The following is a 17,028-nucleotide window of genomic DNA, read 5'->3' as shown; positions in this document are numbered from 1 at the left end:
GGCAAGTTTTATCGTTGGGCCTTATGGTTTCTCCATGACATGGACAGACCGCTTTGCCCTTTTTTCAACGCTGGATATCGTTGCGCTGGTGTTGCTTTTCGCGGTGTGGGCAGGTATCGACTGGATGATCGAGCATCCGCGGGCGCGTCACCCGTCGGTTTCCACACTCATGGCCGGTTTCAGGCGGGAGTGGATGGTGCAGATGGTTGGGCGCGATCCGCGGATATTTGATGCCCAGATCGTCGCAAGCATGCGACAGGGTACATCGTTTTTTGCCTCGACCTGCATGATTGCGATTGGTGGCGGTCTGGCGTTGATTGGCAATGCCGAACGCGTCGCGGGACTGGCAAACGAGTTGACCCTGGAAACCGATCCGACATTTGTCTGGGAGGTCAAGCTGCTGCTCATGCTGCTTTTTGTGACGAATTCCTTTCTGAAATTCGTGTGGTCGCACCGGTTGTTCGGGTATTGTTCGGTTCTGATCGCGGCGGTGCCGAACGATCCAAAAGACCCGGATGCCTTTCCGCGCGCATCACAGGCCGCAGAAATCAGCATCACCGCCGCGCGCGGCTTTAACAAGGGCTTGCGGTCGATCTATTTCGGATTGGCCAGCGCGGCGTGGCTGTTGGGCACGATCCCGTTGATGGTCGCCACTGTGTTGACTTTTCTGGTGCTGTGGCGGCGCGAATTTGCGTCCAGATCGCGCAGTATTCTGCTGGCAAATACAACCCGCACACAGACGTGAGTTTACGTACTGCCAGAACCTGCTAGAACCGCCTCATGAAACGCGCCTTGTTTACAGTTTTTATGTTGATCAGCACGTCCGCCATGGCGGATCCAACGACGATTCAGGCCGTCACCGCCACCCAGACAGGTGGAGCGTGGCGATTCGACGTGACAGTGAAACATCCGGATACCGGCTGGGATCACTATACAGACGCATGGCGCGTTCTGGATATGAACGGGGCCGAACTGGGGATGCGGGAATTGCATCATCCGCATGTCGATGAACAACCCTTTACGCGGTCCCTGTCCGGTGTGGCCATTCCCGAAGGCACCAAACAGGTTCAGATACAGGCGCGATGCTCGGTCGATGGCTGGTCGGGCAACACCAAGACCGTCAGGTTGCCCTGACCTTTATTCCCGGTGATAGGGCCCACCCGACAGAATGGATGCAGCCCGGTAGAGCTGCTCTGCCAACATGACCCGCACCAGCATGTGCGGCCACACCATTTTGCCAAAGGACAGGCTGAAACCGGCATCCTTGCGCAATTCGGGATCGATCCCGTCTGCCCCGCCAATCACAAAGGACAGATCGCTGCGCCCGCCATCACGCCACTGGCCCAGTTTGGCGGCGAATTCGGGGGATGACATGACTGTGCCGCGTTCATCCAGCGTGCATATCAACGCGCCGGCAGGCATTGCGCGGCGCAGCAAGGCGGCTTCTCCCTGCATACCGCCCCCTTTGCGATCGTCCACTTCGATCACCGCAGCAGGCCCCAGCGCCAAAGCGCGACCCGTGCGGTCGAACCGGGTCAGGTAATCATCGATCAGGGCGCGTTCGGGGCCCGTGCGCAGCCGCCCGACTGCGCAAATCTGCACCCGCATCTGATCAGCTTAGTTGGTGGACGCAGCGGCGGCTGCCGGCATCCACATTTTTTCCAGCTGATAGAATTCCCGAACTTCGGGACGGAACACATGCACAATCACATCGCCTGTATCGATCAGCACCCAATCGCCGATGTCCTTGCCTTCGATCTTGCTAAGCCGGCCAAATTCCTGCTTGAGGGAATTCACCAGCTTTTCAGCAATGGATGACACCTGACGGGTCGAACGACCGGAACAGATAACCATGAAGTCGCCAATGGCCGTTTTACCGCGCAGGTCAATCTGCACGATGTCTTCGGCTTTGTCTTCTTCAAGTAAGGTTAGGATGCGTGCCAGCAGTTCTTCACTGCTTGGCTGGGCTTGGGCGGCCATCAAAGAGGCCCGTGTATTCGCGGCAGCGGCCGCGTCTGCGTGGATTGACAGGACATTGTCCTCCTTAAAACGCGCCGACAGACCCCCGGCGCTGGGGATACAGGTAACGTAGCAAGCCGATCATGACATTTCAATGAAGCAGTGGTGCATCGCCGCCGCAATGACGTGACGATTGTCGCAAATTTGCAGCCCTGCCGTCAGCGCGCGCCATATGCCTGAAGCCACAGGGCATCAAGTTTTGCAAGCGCCGGAGCACTGAGCCGGTCAAAATCCTCCCAGTAGCGGCCCGACGGCACGAAATAGCCGAGGCTGGTTTCGCATTCGTCCGCCCGGCTGATAAGCGCCTGATCCAGCGTGATAGGGGCATCAGACAGCGCGGCCAGATCGGACAGTCTGGCGCGTGGAAACAGCAACTGGGATGGGTCACGGGACAGGTTTACGCAATGACATCCGGCTTGCGCAGCTTTCAGCGCCAGCCGCGCGGATTTCGACGGCAGATGTTGCAACGTCACATCGGCGCGCAGCGGATCGGCGGTACCGGTGCCATAAAAATGGGTGGGGCCGCTGGCAGGATAAACCATGTCACAGCCCAGAAATGCCAGAACCTTTGGCGCGAGCGTATGCAGCGCCCAATAGGCCGCCGTGAACGCCATTGTACCACCCGCATAAACAAAGCCGCCCAATGCATTCTGGGCCGCCACATAGGTATCGGCGGTAATGATCTGCTGCGTCGGCTGCAGGGTGCCGGGCCTGCGTTCTGGCGGAAAATCTTCGGGGTGGATCAGGAAATCCCAATCGGCGCGAATTTGCCACGCGTTGTTGATTGCGACGATCCGGTCAAAGTGACGGTCTTGGGGCGCGGCGCCCCACTGGCTGGCCTGAACGGCGTTCGGGCCACTTCCCAAAATCAGAACGATGTTGTTTCGCATTGTGGCTCCGCCCGCTTTCAGACCCGACAAGTTAGGGCCGTCGGGGCGCGAAGCAAGGATTAATCCAAGGCTTTGGCGACAGCCTTGTCATCATCCCCCAGCAAGCGCACCTCGCGTTGGGGGAACGGGATCGAGATGTTATTGGCCTGGAATGCATCCCAGAGCGACAGATACACATTGCCACGCACATTCGTCAGGCCCGATGTCGGGTCACTGATCCAGAACCGCAGGATATAATCGACGCTGCTGTCGCCAAATCCGACGATGTGGCACACAGGCTTGTTCGGAGAAATCAACACACGCGGCACGTCTTCTGCCGCCTTGATTGCGATCTTGCGCACCTCATGCGGGTCACAGCCGTAAGACGTGCCGAAATAGATATCCAGGCGGACAAATTCGTTGGAATGGGACCAGTTGACCACCTGCCCGGTGATCAGGTCTTCGTTCGGGATCAGGTATTCGCGCCCGTCGCGGGTTACAACCGATACATAACGCGCGCCCAGCGAGTTGATCCAGCCAAAGGTTTCGCCCAGCGATATCACATCGCCCGGTTTGATCGACTTATCCAGCAGGATGATGACACCCGATACAAGGTTCGAAACCACCTTTTGCAGGCCAAAACCGATACCAACACCTATGGCACCCGACAGCACGGCCAACCCGGTCAGATCAAAACCAACCGCTTCGATTGCGGCAAAAAACGCGATCGCGTACAGGGCGGCCTGAACCGCCTTGATGCCCAAAACCTGCATTGAAGGCGAAATATCTTCGTTGCGGCGGATCGAACCGGCGATCAGGTTGGAAAGAATGCGCGCGGCGGTGAACAGCGCGCCCACGATCACAAGAGCTGTGATCAGCGTCAGAACTGACAAACGGAAATTGCCGAATTCTACGGCGATGCTGTCCAGAAAGGTGAACACTTCGTCGGTCACGGCCAGATAATGCAGCGTGGCATAAATCCACAGGCCCCAGATCAGCAAACGCCGCAGTGAACGGTTGCGCACCACCCGGGCGGCAAATGCAATGAACAGCCAGACTGTGACCAGAGTGGCGACAAGGCCAATCATGTAACTGCGCGACGGCCATGTCAGTTGCTGCATTGTCAGAAAAACGAACCATGCACCGATCGCGAAATAGATCAGGACCAGACGCCGCCGGATCTGAACCAGTGTACGCAAACGCCATTTGGGCCAACCTTCACGGCTGCGCGCCCAATTTTCGACCATGGGTTCGGTGACGATCCTCAGCAGATAGGCCAGCGCAAACAGGCCAACAATGATCAGAAGCTGGTTTTGCCGCCATCCCGGCGTAATCAGACCCTGAAAAAAGGCAACGACGTCCATCCAGACAGGCATCAGAACCTGACTGAGGTCCATCGGAACATCAAGCTGTGGTGTAACAGGATTGCTTTGCGGCTCCATGCCCTTGCCTTTTTGTAGCAGGTTGGCACGGCCATGGCCTTGCAATCAAGCCATTCACTGACCTGACCGGAAAAGGATCAGCCGGAAATGTGCAACAGGTCGGCGATCTGGTGGATCACGCCCGCACCGGTTTGCAGCGCGTCCGGGGACTCGTCCGAAAACAACGGGGCCTGCGCCTGCGCTGCAAAGGCAAGCCCAATCAAGAGGCCAATCAGGCCCAGTTGGATTGTTTTGAACATCACTTGCTTCCTGCTCTTGCTCGAATTGCTCTATTTGGCATCCATTGCACAGAAAACAAGGGGCACGCGGCCCTTGATAGAATGGGGCGACGGATGTATCTGAACGATATGACACTGGTATTCGATCTGGATGACCGCGCGCGCCTGCGCGAACGCTTTTTCGGGGCGACCCGCACGGTTTGGGCGCGGGCCTGAGCGCGCTTCGTTTCGACACCACCCCTTGCATGATTTGATACGGGAGAGGACCCATGTCCCCCAAGACACTTTACGATAAAATCTGGGATGCGCATCTGGCCCACGAAGCTGATGACGGAACCTGCCTGCTGTATATAGACCGCCATCTGGTTCACGAAGTAACCAGCCCGCAGGCCTTTGAAGGGCTGCGTATGGCAGGACGTACTGTTCGCGCGCCGGACAAGACCATTGCCGTGCCCGATCACAATGTGCCCACGACGCTGGACCGTGCCAAAGGCATCGAAAACCCTGAAAGCAAAATTCAGGTCGAGGCTCTGGACAAGAACGCCAAGGATTTCGGAATTCATTATTATCCGGTTTCCGATATCCGGCAGGGCATTGTGCACATTGTCGGGCCGGAACAGGGATGGACGTTGCCCGGAATGACAGTGGTGTGCGGCGACAGCCACACAGCGACGCATGGCGCGTTTGGTGCGCTGGCCCATGGCATCGGCACATCCGAGGTTGAACATGTTCTGGCCACGCAAACCCTGATCCAGAAGAAATCCAAGAACATGAAGGTTGAAATCACCGGCGAACTGCGCCCGGGTGTGACGGCCAAGGACATCACAATGGCTGTGATCGGGGCCACCGGAACGGCTGGCGGCACCGGGTATGTGATCGAATATTGCGGCGAGGCGATCCGCGGCCTGAGCATGGAAGGCCGAATGACGGTCTGCAACATGGCGATCGAAGGCGGCGCGCGTGCCGGACTGATCGCACCGGACCAAAAGACATTTGATTACTGCATGGGGCGCCCGCACGCCCCGAAAGGTGCCCAGTGGGAAGCCGCGCTGGCATGGTGGAAAACACTGTATTCGGACGATGACGCCCATTGGGACAAGGTTTTGACCATCAAGGGCGAAGATATCGCCCCCCTTGTCACGTGGGGCACATCGCCCGAAGACGTGCTGCCCATCACCGCATCCGTTCCCTCGCCGTCTGATTTCAAGGGCGGCAAGGTCGGCGCGGTTGAACGTTCGTTGGAATATATGGGCCTGACAGCGGGAACCCCCCTGTCCGAGGTCGCGATTGATACCGTGTTTATCGGGTCGTGCACCAATGGCCGTATCGAAGATCTGCGCGCCGCTGCCGCAATTCTGAAGGGAAAGAAAATCAAAGACGGTCTGCGGGCAATGGTTGTTCCCGGATCGGGCCTTGTGCGCGCCCAGGCCGAAGAAGAAGGGCTGGCCGATATCTTCAAAGAGGCCGGCTTTGAATGGCGCCTTGCGGGATGTTCCATGTGTCTGGCGATGAACCCGGATCAATTGTCACCCGGCGAACGCTGTGCGGCGACATCCAATCGCAATTTCGAAGGCCGTCAGGGGCGCGGAGGACGGACGCATCTGATGTCACCCGCCATGGCCGCCGCCGCCGCCATCACAGGACGGCTGACAGATGTGCGAGAGTTGATGTAATGATGCAGTATCAAAACATTCAAAAAGGAACGACGCGATGAAAATTTGGGTTAAATGGCTGATCCTCGGGATCATTTCGGTTGCCTTCGGTATCTTTGTACTGGCCAATCCTGTGGCTGCTTCTATCGCCGTGACCACGCTGGCCGGCATCATGTTCGTCTTGTCCGGTGGTTTCCAGATCTGGGCCGGCCTGTCCGAAGAAGGCACGATGGCCAAAGTACTGGGCATCGCACTGGGCGTGCTCATGATCCTGCTGGGCGGCTCGTTGCTGTTCCATCCTCTGGAAGGCGTTATTTCGCTGGCCCTGCTGGTTGGCATTCTGTTCGGGGCAAGCGGTGTGTCGCGTCTGATCACCGCATTTCAGATGCGCGAAACGCCATTCTTCTGGATGATGCTGATATCCGGCGGAATTTCCGTTCTGCTGGCTGGATATGTCTTCGCCAATTTCTCGGCTCTTGCACTTAGCCTTCTGGGCATTTTGCTGGGAATCGAACTGCTGATGAACGGTGCCAGCCTGATCGCGCTTGCTTTCTTTTTGCGCACCGCCAAGGGCGCAGTGCGGGACAAGCTGGAACAGCGTTTCACCAAGTAACCCAAACAGGGGGGCGTGGTTCGCCCGCCCCCTGACGGAGACACGTAAATGGACAAATTCACCACCCTGACGGGCATTGCAGCGCCAATGCCGCTGATCAATATCGACACCGATATGATCATCCCGAAACAGTTTCTGAAAACCATCAAACGGTCCGGCCTGGGCGTAAACCTGTTTGATGAAATGCGCTATGACGACAATGGCGGCGAAATTGCAGATTTTGTACTGAACAAACCGCAATATCGCGAGGCAGAAATTCTGGTGGCGGGCGATAATTTCGGTTGCGGTTCTTCGCGCGAACATGCGCCATGGGCCATCAAGGATTTCGGCATCCGCTGCGTTATCGCGCCCAGCTTTGCAGATATCTTTTACAACAACTGCTTCAAGAACGGCATTCTGCCCATCGCCCTGCCGCAAGAGCAGGTGGATGTTCTGATGAAAGACGCCGAAAAAGGTGCAAACGCGCGGATGGACATTGATCTGCAAGCGCAGACTGTCACCACGTCCGACGGCGAGGTGTTCCATTTCGAAGTGGATGCCTTCAAGAAACACTGCCTGATGGAAGGTCTGGATGATATCGGCCTGACACTGGCCAAGGCCGCCGCCATCGACACGTTCGAGGCACAGGCCAGCACCCAGCGCCCCTGGGTCTAGAATCGTCCGGGCCGCTGAACGTCATCAAAAAGCGGCCCGGACCCACATTTATTCACTTTTTTGAACAATGCTTGTATGTGGTTGCGGCTCAACCACAAGATGTTGTCTATCGCCTTATTTTTGCACCATTAATGATGCAAAGTCGCACCAGTTCCTCCCTGAATTCGCCGTAAATATTATGTCTTTTTAACCACGACTTGAGGACTGTGGCGAAAGAAGGCAAAAATTGGGCAAAAATGAGGCAGGTCGCCACAATTGGCGCAATCAAGGTGGAAACGAGGTGCAAAAAAGCACTCGGCCTTTCCAGTTTGAGGGGTTCGGACAGTGATAGCACGACTAACAGGCGCAATTATGCGCGCGGTTCTTGTTGCTTTGGTGATTGCAACGCCAGCGCTGATGTTGCCGTATGTTGCCGCAGATGCAACGCAGATGATCGCCTTGTTCGCGATCCTGGCTGCGGGGCTGACATTTGTAGAGTACAACTCAACCTTTCCCAGCATAGTCGAATTCCGCGATGCGCCGCCGTTTAACCGGCTGCGTTTTGTAACCCTGTTTGTGACGGTGTTCTGCCTGACTGTGATCAGCAAAGGCAAAACTGACCCGACGGCGATGACCAATGCGCTGACATCCATCGGAACGATACTGGGCAACGCCATCGATTTTCCCTATTCGCCGGTGCGTCTGGTTGTATTGATGCTGCCGTCTGACGCGCCCGAAGCGGTCATTGCGTCGGTGCGCACTGCCGCCGGTCTGGCCTATCTGATTTCTCTGATCGCGATGACACTGTTTCTGGTGCTTGTCCGTATCCTTGGCTGGCCTGCACGCAATGGCGCGTTCAACGTCTGGATCAACCTTCCACTGTTCGATCCGACGGCTGGTGGCGACGTCCTGCAAAGGTTGCAGCGCGACAGTCGCGTGAACATCGCGCTTGGCTTTTTGCTGCCATTCCTTATTCCTGCGGTGGTCAAGGCGGCGTCTGATCTGATTGATCCGATCACGTTGGAAAGCCCGCAAACCCTGATCTGGACAATGACCGCATGGGCCTTTCTTCCTGCAAGTATGATCATGCGCGGCATCGCGATGGGACGGGTCGCCGAGATGATCCAGGAAAAACGTCGTCGTGCTTACGCCGATGCGGAAGACATGCAGCCCGCCTGATTTTAGGTGCGGCCTGTCTGATGGCCGCCTCTTTGCCGATCCGTGCGGATCCGCTGCGTGTGGCCACTTTCAACACCGAACTGGGTCGTGACGGTCCGGGCTTGCTGCTTCGCGATATCGCGCGCGGCGATGACCCGCAAATCGCCGCTGCTGCACAGGTCATCGCGCATATCGACGCCGATATCATTCTGTTGCAGGGTATTGATTACGATCTGGACGCGCTGGCGCTGAACGCCTTTGCCGATATCGTGGCCCGGGCAGGTGCGCCCTATCCCGTTCGTTTTGCGCTGCGACCCAATCGCGGAATACAGACCGGTCTGGATATGGATGGTGATGGCCTTACCGGCGGGCCGGGCGACGCGCAGGGATTTGGCGATTTTTCGGGCGCAGGAGGCATGGCGATCCTGTCGCGGCTTCCGGTACAGATGAACGGTGTAAAGGATTATTCCGATGTTCTGTGGCGTGACCTGCCGGATGCATTGTTGCCCACAATAGACGGCACCGCGTTTCCCAGTGCCGAGGCGCAGGCGCTGCAACGGCTGTCGTCCTCCGGGCATTGGGTTGTGCCGTTCACGCTGCCCGACGGGCAGAGCCTGACCATTCTGGCCTTTCACGCCGCGCCGCCGGTATTTGACGGGCCAGAAGACCGGAACGGCCGCCGCAACCATGACGAAATCAAATTCTGGCAGCATTATCTGGAAGGTGCTTTTGGCCTGCCCGCAACGGCGCGGTTTGTTCTGATGGGCGATGCCAATCTTGATCCGCTGGACAGCGACGGGCGCCACATTGCAATGCGCGGGCTATTGAATGATCCCCGGTTTCAGGATCCGCAACCCGCAGGCGCAGGCGGACGGATGCTGGCGAATGCGGATCATGCGGGTGATCCTGCCCTTGATACAGCCGACTGGGACGATCCCGATCCCGGAAACCTGCGGGTTGATTATGTTCTGCCCTCGTCCGATTGGACGGTTTTTGATGCCGGCGTGTTCTGGCCTCTGCCATCGCACGCACTGGCGCAATCCGTAGCAACAGCCAGCCGCCACCGCATCGTCTGGGTTGATCTTTCACTGGATTGATCCCGGCGGTCGATGCCCCTGCGTCCGCCTACCAGCGTCTGCCATTCTTGACCCTTTCAAGGAACGGCGATAGGTCCGGCGGTGAACTCGGACAAGGACGCCAAAACAGATGACAAACCCTTCCCTTCTTATCCTCGCCGGTGACGGTATCGGCCCCGAAGTCATGGCACAGGTTGCCCGCGTGATCGACTGGTACGGCGACAAGCGTGGCCTGAAATTCGACGTCAGCGAAGATCTTGTGGGTGGCGCAGCATATGATGCGCACGGCACCCCGCTGCATGACGACACGATGGCGCGTGCGCAAGAGGTGGATGCGGTTCTGTTGGGCGCGGTTGGCGGGCCGAAATATGACGCGCTGGATTTCAGTGTAAAGCCCGAGCGCGGACTGTTGCGGTTGCGCAAGGAAATGGATCTGTTTTCCAACCTGCGCCCGGCCCAGTGCTTTGATGCTCTGGCCGATTTTTCGTCGCTGAAACGCGATGTTGTCGCCGGGCTGGATATCATGATCGTGCGCGAACTGACGTCAGGCGTCTATTTCGGAGAGCCGCGCGGCATCTTCAAGGAAGGCAATGAACGCGTTGGCATCAACACCCAGCGCTATACCGAGTCCGAGATCGACCGCGTTGCACGTTCGGCTTTCGAACTGGCGCGCCGGCGGTCGAACAAGGTCTGTTCGATGGAAAAGGCAAACGTGATGGAAAGCGGCATTCTCTGGCGCGACGTTGTGACCGAAGTCCATGCCAAGGATTACAGCGATGTCGAACTCAGCCACATGTACGCTGACGCCGGCGCGATGCAACTGTGCCGCTGGCCCAAGCAATTCGACGTGATCCTGACCGACAATCTGTTCGGTGATATCCTGTCCGATACGGCCGCCATGCTGACCGGCAGCCTTGGCATGTTGCCCTCTGCCTCGCTCGGCGCACCGATGGCCAATGGGCGGCCCAAGGCACTTTACGAACCGGTGCACGGGTCCGCACCCGACATCACCGGCAAGGGGCTGGCCAACCCGATCGCATGTATCCTCAGCTTTGCCATGGCTTTGCGTTATTCCTTTGATCAGGGGGACGAGGCCAGCCGCCTGGAATCCGCCATTGAAAGCGTTCTGACACAAGGTGTACGCACCGCCGATCTGATGCAGTCCGATACCGATGCGAAACCGGCCAGCACGACGGAAATGGGCGATGCGATTCTGGCGGCACTTGACGCCAGCCTGTGAGCGTTCTGCAATCACGCCGGAGATGCACGGATACGCACCGCCGGCGTGATTGATATCTTGCCAATCATCGCGCCCTGTCTTATGTGCGGCGCCACGGTCGGGCTGTAGCGCAGCCTGGTAGCGCACCTGCTTCGGGAGCAGGGGGTCGGAGGTTCGAATCCTCTCAGCCCGACCAGTTTTCTTCTCATCGCACAGGTCCAATACTTGACCCCGCCGCGCGGGCCGGATCATTACTGTCTGGAACAGGGGGCGCACATGCTGGATCGGAACGGCCCGTTGAAAGGGCTGCGCGTGGTGGAAATGGCAGGGCTTGGGCCTGCCCCGTTTGCGTGCATGATGCTGGCGGATATGGGCGCGCAGGTAGTGCGGATCGCGCGACCGGGGCAAAAGCCGCTGTTCGGAATGGCGCAGAAACACAATCTGTATGATCGTTCGCGCCAAACCGTAACGCTGGATCTGCGCGCGCCGGACGATCATGCCAGCGCCTGCGCCCTGATCGAACGGGCCGAGGTTCTGATCGAAGGGTTCCGCCCCGGCGTGATGGAACGGCTGGATCTGGGGCCGGACGCGATGCAGGTACGCAATCCGGCACTGGTTTTCGGGCGCATGACCGGATGGGGACAGGATGGCCCGCTCGCTGATCGCGCGGGGCACGATCTGACCTATATGGCCATTTCGGGCGTGCTCTGGTCGATCGGGCCCGAAGGGCTGCCGCCACCCCCGCCGCAGAATATCATCGCCGATCTGGCTGGCGGCGGCATGATGTTGGTGTCCGGAGTTCTGGCGGCCGTTCTCCATGCGCGCAGCACCGGGCAGGGGCAGGTCGTTGATGCCTGTATGTCGGACGGGGCCGCGCTGATGATGGTTCTGCAATACGGTCTCAAGGCGGCGGGATTGTGGGATGATACCAAACGGGGCGGCAATGTGTTGAACGGCGGCGCGGCCTACTACCGGTGTTACGAAACGCAGGATGGCGGCTATGTCGCGCTTGGCCCGATTGAACCGCAGTTTTTCGCGATTCTGCTGGAGCATCTGGGTTGCGCCGGAAATCCTTTGTTTGCGGATCAGTATGCCCCGGACGCACAAGGCCCGATGCAGGCTGAACTGGCCCGCATTTTCCTGACAAAGCCGCGTGATGCATGGCGTGACATTCTGGAACGGGTTGATGCCTGTTGCGCCCCTGTCCTGTCGATGGACACGGCACCGAACCATCCCCACAACGTCGCGCGCGCCACCTTTGTCGATACCGATGGCATTCTGCAACCGGGTCCCGCGCCGCGTTTTTCGGCAACCCCCTCTGATCTGCCCACACATGGCGATGCCGGACAGACCAGCGTGAACGCGGTTCTGGCGCACTGGTCCTGACTGACCCTTCATTTGTCCGGAAATACTCAAATACCGACACTGGCAGATATGCCAAAGCGCTTGCCATATGCGCCTGCCTGACCAACACTGGCCGCATGCCTGACCCCCGCCCTTCCCTGTTCGACCGGATTGACGCCAGGCGCGATGACCTGATCGCGCTGACACAGGATCTGATCCGCATCCCGACGCTCAATCCGCCGGGTGAAAACTATCGCGCGATCTGCGATTATCTCGACAGGCGATTGTCTGCATCGGGCTTTGAAATCCAACTGATCCGCGCCTCCGGCACACCCGGTGACAGCACCCGCTATCCGCGCTGGAACATCGTTGCGCGGCGCGATGGCACGCAACAGGGCGAGTGTGTGCATTTCAACAGTCATACAGACGTGGTCGAAGTCGGCCACGGCTGGAGCATGGACCCGTTCGGCGGTGATCTGGTTGATGGCAGGATTTACGGGCGTGGTGCCTGTGACATGAAAGGCGGGCTGGCCGCGTCCATAATCGCAGCCGAAGCGTTTCTGGAACTGCATACCGATTTTTGCGGCGCGATCGAGATTTCAGGCACGGCGGACGAAGAATCAGGCGGGTACGGAGGTGTCGCCTATCTGGCGGAACAGGGTTTTTTCAACCCCGACCGGGTGCAGCACGTGATCATCCCCGAACCACTGAACAAGGATCGCATCTGTCTGGGGCATCGCGGTGGCTGGTGGGCTGAAATTGAAACCAAGGGCGAGATAGCGCATGGCTCCATGCCGTTTCTGGGCGATTGCGCGGTGCGGCACATGGGGGCGGTTCTGCGTGAATTCGAAGACAAACTTTTTCCGGCGATGGCGTCGCGGCGTACCGAAATGCCTGTGGTGCCCGATGGTGCGCGCCAGTCGACCATGAACATCAATTCCATTCACGGCGGGCAAAAGGAACAGGACGCGGATTTTACCGGATTGCCCGCCCATTGCGTGCCCGACAGTTGCCGCATCGTGATCGATCGGCGGTTTCTGGTCGAAGAACCGCTGGATCAGGTTCGTGCCGAGGTTACTGCCCTGCTGGAGGGATTGCGGGCCACGCGCGCCGATTTCGATTTTGAGCTGACCGAGCTGAATTCGGTTCTGCCATCAATGACAGACCGCGACGCGCCGGTCGTGGCAACCGTTGCCGCTGCGATTCACGATGTGATGGGCAAAATGCCAAAGTATGTGGCCAGCCCCGGCACCTATGATCAAAAGCATATCGACCGGATCGGCAAGCTGAAGAACTGCATTGCCTATGGTCCCGGGATTCTGGAACTGGCGCACAAACCCGACGAATACATTGGGGTCGATGACATGATCGACAGCGCCAAGGTGATGGCACACAGTCTGGTTAGTCTGTTGGTGCGATAGCGCTCAGCGCGCGACGGGAACATCGATATTGTCGATCAGACGCACACCCGCCAGCCACGCGGCCGCAAACAGGCGCGCAGGCGCGGTTGCGTGGGTCAACAGGCCGAGATTGTCACAGCGCCGAAGTTCGAAATAGTCAATCTCGCCAAAGTCGGCCTTGTTCAATCGTTCTATCGCATCTGCTTGAAGCGGCGCGAACGCGTCGCCGCGGGCAAGGTGTTCGGCGACATTCATCATCACCTCGTGCAGGCGCGCCGCCTTGACGCGGGCACGGTCCGACAGCAGCAGATTGCGCGACGACATGGCCAACCCGTCCACCTCCCGGATTGTCGGGCATCCCACCACCTCGACCGGAATGTCCAGATCACGGGCCAGACGGCGCACGACCTGCAGTTGCTGATAGTCCTTTTCGCCAAAGAACGCCCGATCCGCCGAGCTTTGCAGAAACAGCTTGGTCACGACCGTGGCGACACCGTCGAAATGCCCCGCACGATGCGCGCCGCACAGCACATCTGTCATCCCGCCCACCGATACATTGGTAACGAACCCTTCGGGGTAAATCTGGTCAACGCTTGGCACATACAATGCGTCCACCTGAAAACGTTCCAGTTTGCGCGCGTCTTCCACTTCGGTACGGGGATAATTGTCCAGATCGGACGCTGCGTTGAACTGCTTGGGGTTTACAAAAATCGTGACTATGACCCTGTCACAGGTTTTCTTGGCGGCGGCCACCAGGCTCAGGTGGCCGTCATGCAGCGCGCCCATTGTAGGCACAACGCCAATGGTTTCACCGGCGCGGCGCCACCGGGCCGTAGCTGCACGCAGTTCGGTCAGGGTACGCAGGATCGGCGTGGTCATTTCCTGTCCTTTTGTGCGGGTGATGTATTGGCAAACACATGCTCGGCAGCCGGAAAGCTGCGGGCGCGGACCTCTTTGGCGTATTGCGCTATCGCCGCTTCGGCAGCATCGCCCAGATCGGCGTAGCGTTTCACAAATTTCGCCTTGAACGCCGTGAACAGGCCCAGCATGTCGTCCACGACCAGTATTTGCCCGTCACAGCCTGCGGATGCCCCGATTCCGATTGTTGGAATATCAACCTGCGCGGTGATGGCATCGGCCAGCTTTTCCGGCACCTTTTCCAGAACGACAGCAAAAGCGCCTGCTTGCGCCACGGCTTTTGCATCCTCTGTAACCGCCTGCGCGCCGGCATCACGGCCCTGTACCGTATACCCGCCCAGCGTATTGATCGACTGGGGGGTCAGGCCAATATGGGCCATCACCGGAATACCGCGCGCCACCAGAAAGGCGATGGTATCGGCCATGTGGCGCCCACCCTCAAGCTTGACCGCGCCGGCACCGGTTTCTGCCATCAGACGCGCAGCGTTGGCAAAACCCTGCTGTGGGGATTGTTCGTAACTGCCGAATGGCATGTCGATCACCATCATTGCACGAGACAATCCGCGCGCGACAGCCTGCCCGTGCAGGATCATCATGTCCATGGTGACGCCCAGCGTTGACGGCAATCCGTGCAACACCATGCCGACGCTGTCACCGACCAGCACAAAATCACAATGCGCATCCATCATTTGTGCCATCGGGGTGGTGTATGCCGTCAGACTGACAATCGGAACGCCACCTTTTCGGGCACGGATATCCTGCGGCATCAGGGCCTTTTTTTTCGCGGTCGCGCTCATCTTCAGGCCCTTTCCCGACCAGCTTTGTGCGGGAAATACCAACGCAGTGCACGAAAATCTAGCGTAAAGGGCACGGCAACAGCCTTGATTGCCTGCGTTTTTGTTGGAAGAGTTCGCACAGGGATCGGGCCACATCCTGTTGCGCCGTTCCATCGGACGGGAGAACACAAATGTCGATAACAAGAACAAGTCTGGCTGCCGCTGTCTTTCTGGCTGCGGGTTTCGGTGCGCAGGCCCAGACAAATATCACTGTGGCAATGCAACTGGAACCGCCCCATCTGGACCCGACAAGCGCGGCGGCGGGGGCGATTGATTCCGTTCTTTATTCGAATGTGTTCGAGGGGTTGACCCGTTTTATGGCAGACGGGTCTGTGGTGCCCGGTCTGGCGGAAAGCTGGGAGATTTCAGAAGACGGTTTGACTTATACATTCAAGCTACGGGATGGCGTGACGTTCCATGATGGCACTGTGATGGACGCGGAAGATGTAAAATTCTCGCTGGATCGTGCACGCGCCGAAGACAGTACAAATGCGCAAAAGGCGCTTTATGCAGGCATCAGGGATGTCACGGTTCTGGATCCTTTGACGGTGCAACTGTCACTGGGTGAACCCAACGGCAGCATGCTGTTCAACCTTGCTTGGGGCGATGCCGTGATCGTCGCACCCGAAAGCATTGAAACCATCAAGACCGCCCCAGTTGGCACCGGTGCCTTCAAGTTCGTGAACTGGGTGCAGGGGGACAAGATCGATATCGCCCGCAATCCCGATTACTGGGGCACGCCCGCCCTGCTGGAAACTGCAACCTTCAAGTTCATCAGTGATCCAACAGCCGCCTTTGCCGCCATGATGGCCGAAGATGTGGATGTGTTCACCGGGTTTCCCGCACCCGAAAACCTGCCTCAGTTCGAAGCCGATCCGCGGTTTCAGGTTCTGGTCGGATCGACAGAAGGGGAAACCATCCTGTCCACGAACAACAAGACGCCGCCATTTGATAATCCGCAAGTGCGTGCCGCCCTGTCGCATGCAATTGACCGGCAGGCCATTATCGACGGGGCGATGTTTGGCTATGGCACGCCGATCGGCACCCATTTCGCGCCGCATCATCCCGCCTATGTCGATCTGACCGCGGACAGCGCATATGACCCCGATCAGGCCCGCGCGCTGCTGGCCGAGGCCGGTTTTACCGACGGTTTTGAAACCACATTGCATTTGCCGCCCCCGTCTTATGCGCGACGCGGCGGTGAAATTATCGCAGCACAATTGGCGCAGGTCGGGATCAGGGCGCAGATCATCAATGTCGAATGGGCGCAGTGGCTGGAAACGGTGTTTCGCGGCAAGGATTTCGGGCTGACAATTGTCAGCCATACGGAACCGATGGATATCGGGATATACGCCAATCCGGACTATTACTTTCAATATGACAGCACAGATTTTCAGGCGGTCATGGCAGAGCTGAACCGCACCACAGACCCTGAAAAACGCATGGCCCTGATGCAGGATGCGCAACGCAGGATCGCGGCGGATCATGTGAACGGCTATCTGTTCCAGCTAGCGCAACTGACTGTGGCCAAGGCCGGAGTGCAGGGTTTGTGGGCCAACGCTCCGACACAAGCCACCGACCTGACAGCGGTAAGCTGGGCAGACTAGGCGCACTGGACCCGCACAGAAACC

Annotated in this window: 19 protein-coding genes and 1 tRNA gene; 13 read left to right on the top strand and 7 right to left on the bottom strand. The window is 58.4% G+C overall.

Features of this window, described 5'->3' with window-relative positions; all coding sequences use genetic code 11:
- Positions 1-34 precede the first annotated feature (34 nt).
- Positions 35-745, top strand: coding sequence for a DUF599 domain-containing protein (locus tag C1J05_RS00350; RefSeq protein WP_114868522.1), 711 nt, complete (start codon positions 35-37; stop codon positions 743-745).
- Between the two features lie 83 nt (positions 746-828).
- Positions 829-1,134: a hypothetical protein gene (locus C1J05_RS00345; RefSeq protein ID WP_254684673.1), complete on the top strand. Its 306-nt coding sequence runs from the start codon at positions 829-831 to the stop codon at positions 1,132-1,134.
- Positions 1,135-1,137: 3 nt separating this feature from the next.
- On the opposite strand, the gene rlmH is transcribed toward C1J05_RS00345, so the two are convergent.
- From rlmH to C1J05_RS21210, 5 genes are all read right to left on the bottom strand, one after another.
- Positions 1,138-1,608 carry a 23S rRNA (pseudouridine(1915)-N(3))-methyltransferase RlmH gene (gene rlmH / locus C1J05_RS00340; RefSeq protein ID WP_114868520.1) on the bottom strand — a complete coding sequence of 157 codons (471 nt, stop codon included), beginning with the start codon at positions 1,606-1,608 and terminating at the stop codon, positions 1,138-1,140.
- Positions 1,609-1,617: 9 nt separating this feature from the next.
- Entirely contained in the window at positions 1,618-1,980 is a 363-nt protein-coding gene (gene rsfS, locus C1J05_RS00335) for a ribosome silencing factor (protein WP_114868519.1), read from the bottom strand.
- 197 nt (positions 1,981-2,177) lie between these two features.
- Entirely contained in the window at positions 2,178-2,909 is a 732-nt protein-coding gene (locus C1J05_RS00330) for a hypothetical protein (RefSeq protein WP_114868518.1), read from the bottom strand.
- Between the two features lie 59 nt (positions 2,910-2,968).
- Positions 2,969-4,330: a mechanosensitive ion channel family protein gene (locus C1J05_RS00325; RefSeq protein WP_114872012.1), complete on the bottom strand. Its 1,362-nt coding sequence runs from the start codon at positions 4,328-4,330 to the stop codon at positions 2,969-2,971.
- Between the two features lie 77 nt (positions 4,331-4,407).
- The gene (locus C1J05_RS21210; RefSeq protein WP_162797866.1) at positions 4,408-4,569 is read right to left on the bottom strand and encodes a hypothetical protein; all 162 of its coding nucleotides are present in this window, start codon (positions 4,567-4,569) and stop codon (positions 4,408-4,410) included.
- A 93-nt stretch (positions 4,570-4,662) separates the two neighbouring features.
- Between C1J05_RS21210 and C1J05_RS21205 the strand changes: the two genes are divergently transcribed.
- The 10 genes from C1J05_RS21205 (at position 4,663) to C1J05_RS00280 (ending at position 13,664) form a co-directional block, all read left to right on the top strand.
- Positions 4,663-4,764, top strand: a complete 102-nt coding sequence (locus C1J05_RS21205) for an isopropylmalate isomerase (protein ID WP_205389014.1) — start codon at positions 4,663-4,665, stop codon at positions 4,762-4,764.
- A 53-nt stretch (positions 4,765-4,817) separates the two neighbouring features.
- Positions 4,818-6,221, top strand: coding sequence for a 3-isopropylmalate dehydratase large subunit (gene leuC, locus C1J05_RS00320; protein ID WP_114868517.1), 1,404 nt, complete (start codon positions 4,818-4,820; stop codon positions 6,219-6,221).
- 37 nt (positions 6,222-6,258) lie between these two features.
- Entirely contained in the window at positions 6,259-6,813 is a 555-nt protein-coding gene (locus C1J05_RS00315; RefSeq protein ID WP_114868516.1) for an HdeD family acid-resistance protein, read from the top strand.
- A gap of 48 nt (positions 6,814-6,861) precedes the next feature.
- On the top strand, positions 6,862-7,467 hold the full coding sequence (gene leuD, locus C1J05_RS00310; protein WP_114868515.1) for a 3-isopropylmalate dehydratase small subunit: 606 nt from the start codon (positions 6,862-6,864) through the stop codon (positions 7,465-7,467).
- Between the two features lie 324 nt (positions 7,468-7,791).
- On the top strand, positions 7,792-8,625 hold the full coding sequence (locus tag C1J05_RS00305) for a hypothetical protein (protein WP_162797865.1): 834 nt from the start codon (positions 7,792-7,794) through the stop codon (positions 8,623-8,625).
- A 20-nt stretch (positions 8,626-8,645) separates the two neighbouring features.
- Positions 8,646-9,701, top strand: coding sequence for an endonuclease/exonuclease/phosphatase family protein (locus tag C1J05_RS00300; protein WP_205389333.1), 1,056 nt, complete (start codon positions 8,646-8,648; stop codon positions 9,699-9,701).
- A 109-nt stretch (positions 9,702-9,810) separates the two neighbouring features.
- Positions 9,811-10,920: a 3-isopropylmalate dehydrogenase gene (gene leuB / locus C1J05_RS00295; RefSeq protein ID WP_114868513.1), complete on the top strand. Its 1,110-nt coding sequence runs from the start codon at positions 9,811-9,813 to the stop codon at positions 10,918-10,920.
- Between the two features lie 98 nt (positions 10,921-11,018).
- A tRNA-Pro gene (locus tag C1J05_RS00290) sits at positions 11,019-11,095 on the top strand.
- A 29-nt stretch (positions 11,096-11,124) separates the two neighbouring features.
- Positions 11,125-12,285 carry a CaiB/BaiF CoA transferase family protein gene (locus C1J05_RS00285; protein WP_114868512.1) on the top strand — a complete coding sequence of 387 codons (1,161 nt, stop codon included), beginning with the start codon at positions 11,125-11,127 and terminating at the stop codon, positions 12,283-12,285.
- A gap of 95 nt (positions 12,286-12,380) precedes the next feature.
- Complete coding sequence (locus C1J05_RS00280) at positions 12,381-13,664, top strand: acetylornithine deacetylase/succinyl-diaminopimelate desuccinylase family protein (RefSeq protein WP_114868511.1); 1,284 nt, start codon at positions 12,381-12,383, stop codon at positions 13,662-13,664.
- Positions 13,665-13,667: 3 nt separating this feature from the next.
- On the opposite strand, the gene panC is transcribed toward C1J05_RS00280, so the two are convergent.
- Together panC and panB are read right to left on the bottom strand one after the other, a co-directional pair.
- Positions 13,668-14,522: a pantoate--beta-alanine ligase gene (gene panC, locus C1J05_RS00275; protein WP_114868510.1), complete on the bottom strand. Its 855-nt coding sequence runs from the start codon at positions 14,520-14,522 to the stop codon at positions 13,668-13,670.
- On the bottom strand, positions 14,519-15,358 hold the full coding sequence (gene panB, locus C1J05_RS00270; RefSeq protein ID WP_114868509.1) for a 3-methyl-2-oxobutanoate hydroxymethyltransferase: 840 nt from the start codon (positions 15,356-15,358) through the stop codon (positions 14,519-14,521). Before panB ends, panC begins: the two co-directional genes overlap by 4 nt.
- A gap of 170 nt (positions 15,359-15,528) precedes the next feature.
- Between panB and C1J05_RS00265 the strand changes: the two genes are divergently transcribed.
- Complete coding sequence (locus tag C1J05_RS00265; protein WP_114868508.1) at positions 15,529-17,004, top strand: ABC transporter substrate-binding protein; 1,476 nt, start codon at positions 15,529-15,531, stop codon at positions 17,002-17,004.
- Positions 17,005-17,028 lie beyond the last annotated feature (24 nt).

Source organism: Sulfitobacter sp. JL08 (genome assembly GCF_003352045.1).
Taxonomy (GTDB): domain Bacteria; phylum Pseudomonadota; class Alphaproteobacteria; order Rhodobacterales; family Rhodobacteraceae; genus JL08.
This window is presented reverse-complemented; position numbering and strand designations above follow the sequence as displayed.

Excerpts from the sequence above, each read along its gene's own strand:
- C1J05_RS00330 (WP_114868518.1), bottom strand. The coding sequence starts at position 2,909 with ATGCGAAACAACATCGTTCTGATTTTGGGAAGTGGCCCGAACGCCGTT.
- C1J05_RS00300 (WP_205389333.1), top strand. The coding sequence starts at position 8,646 with ATGGCCGCCTCTTTGCCGATCCGTGCGGATCCGCTGCGTGTGGCCACT.
- C1J05_RS21205 (WP_205389014.1), top strand. The coding sequence starts at position 4,663 with ATGTATCTGAACGATATGACACTGGTATTCGATCTGGATGACCGCGCG.
- C1J05_RS00280 (WP_114868511.1), top strand. The coding sequence starts at position 12,381 with ATGCCTGACCCCCGCCCTTCCCTGTTCGACCGGATTGACGCCAGGCGC.
- C1J05_RS00315 (WP_114868516.1), top strand. The coding sequence starts at position 6,259 with ATGAAAATTTGGGTTAAATGGCTGATCCTCGGGATCATTTCGGTTGCC.
- panB (WP_114868509.1), bottom strand. The coding sequence starts at position 15,358 with ATGAGCGCGACCGCGAAAAAAAAGGCCCTGATGCCGCAGGATATCCGT.
- leuC (WP_114868517.1), top strand. The coding sequence starts at position 4,818 with ATGTCCCCCAAGACACTTTACGATAAAATCTGGGATGCGCATCTGGCC.
- panC (WP_114868510.1), bottom strand. The coding sequence starts at position 14,522 with ATGACCACGCCGATCCTGCGTACCCTGACCGAACTGCGTGCAGCTACG.
- leuB (WP_114868513.1), top strand. The coding sequence starts at position 9,811 with ATGACAAACCCTTCCCTTCTTATCCTCGCCGGTGACGGTATCGGCCCC.
- C1J05_RS21210 (WP_162797866.1), bottom strand. The coding sequence starts at position 4,569 with ATGTTCAAAACAATCCAACTGGGCCTGATTGGCCTCTTGATTGGGCTT.
- C1J05_RS00350 (WP_114868522.1), top strand. The coding sequence starts at position 35 with ATGACATGGACAGACCGCTTTGCCCTTTTTTCAACGCTGGATATCGTT.
- C1J05_RS00345 (WP_254684673.1), top strand. The coding sequence starts at position 829 with ATGGCGGATCCAACGACGATTCAGGCCGTCACCGCCACCCAGACAGGT.
- leuD (WP_114868515.1), top strand. The coding sequence starts at position 6,862 with ATGGACAAATTCACCACCCTGACGGGCATTGCAGCGCCAATGCCGCTG.
- rlmH (WP_114868520.1), bottom strand. The coding sequence starts at position 1,608 with ATGCGGGTGCAGATTTGCGCAGTCGGGCGGCTGCGCACGGGCCCCGAA.
- C1J05_RS00325 (WP_114872012.1), bottom strand. The coding sequence starts at position 4,330 with ATGGAGCCGCAAAGCAATCCTGTTACACCACAGCTTGATGTTCCGATG.
- C1J05_RS00265 (WP_114868508.1), top strand. The coding sequence starts at position 15,529 with ATGTCGATAACAAGAACAAGTCTGGCTGCCGCTGTCTTTCTGGCTGCG.
- rsfS (WP_114868519.1), bottom strand. The coding sequence starts at position 1,980 with ATGGCCGCCCAAGCCCAGCCAAGCAGTGAAGAACTGCTGGCACGCATC.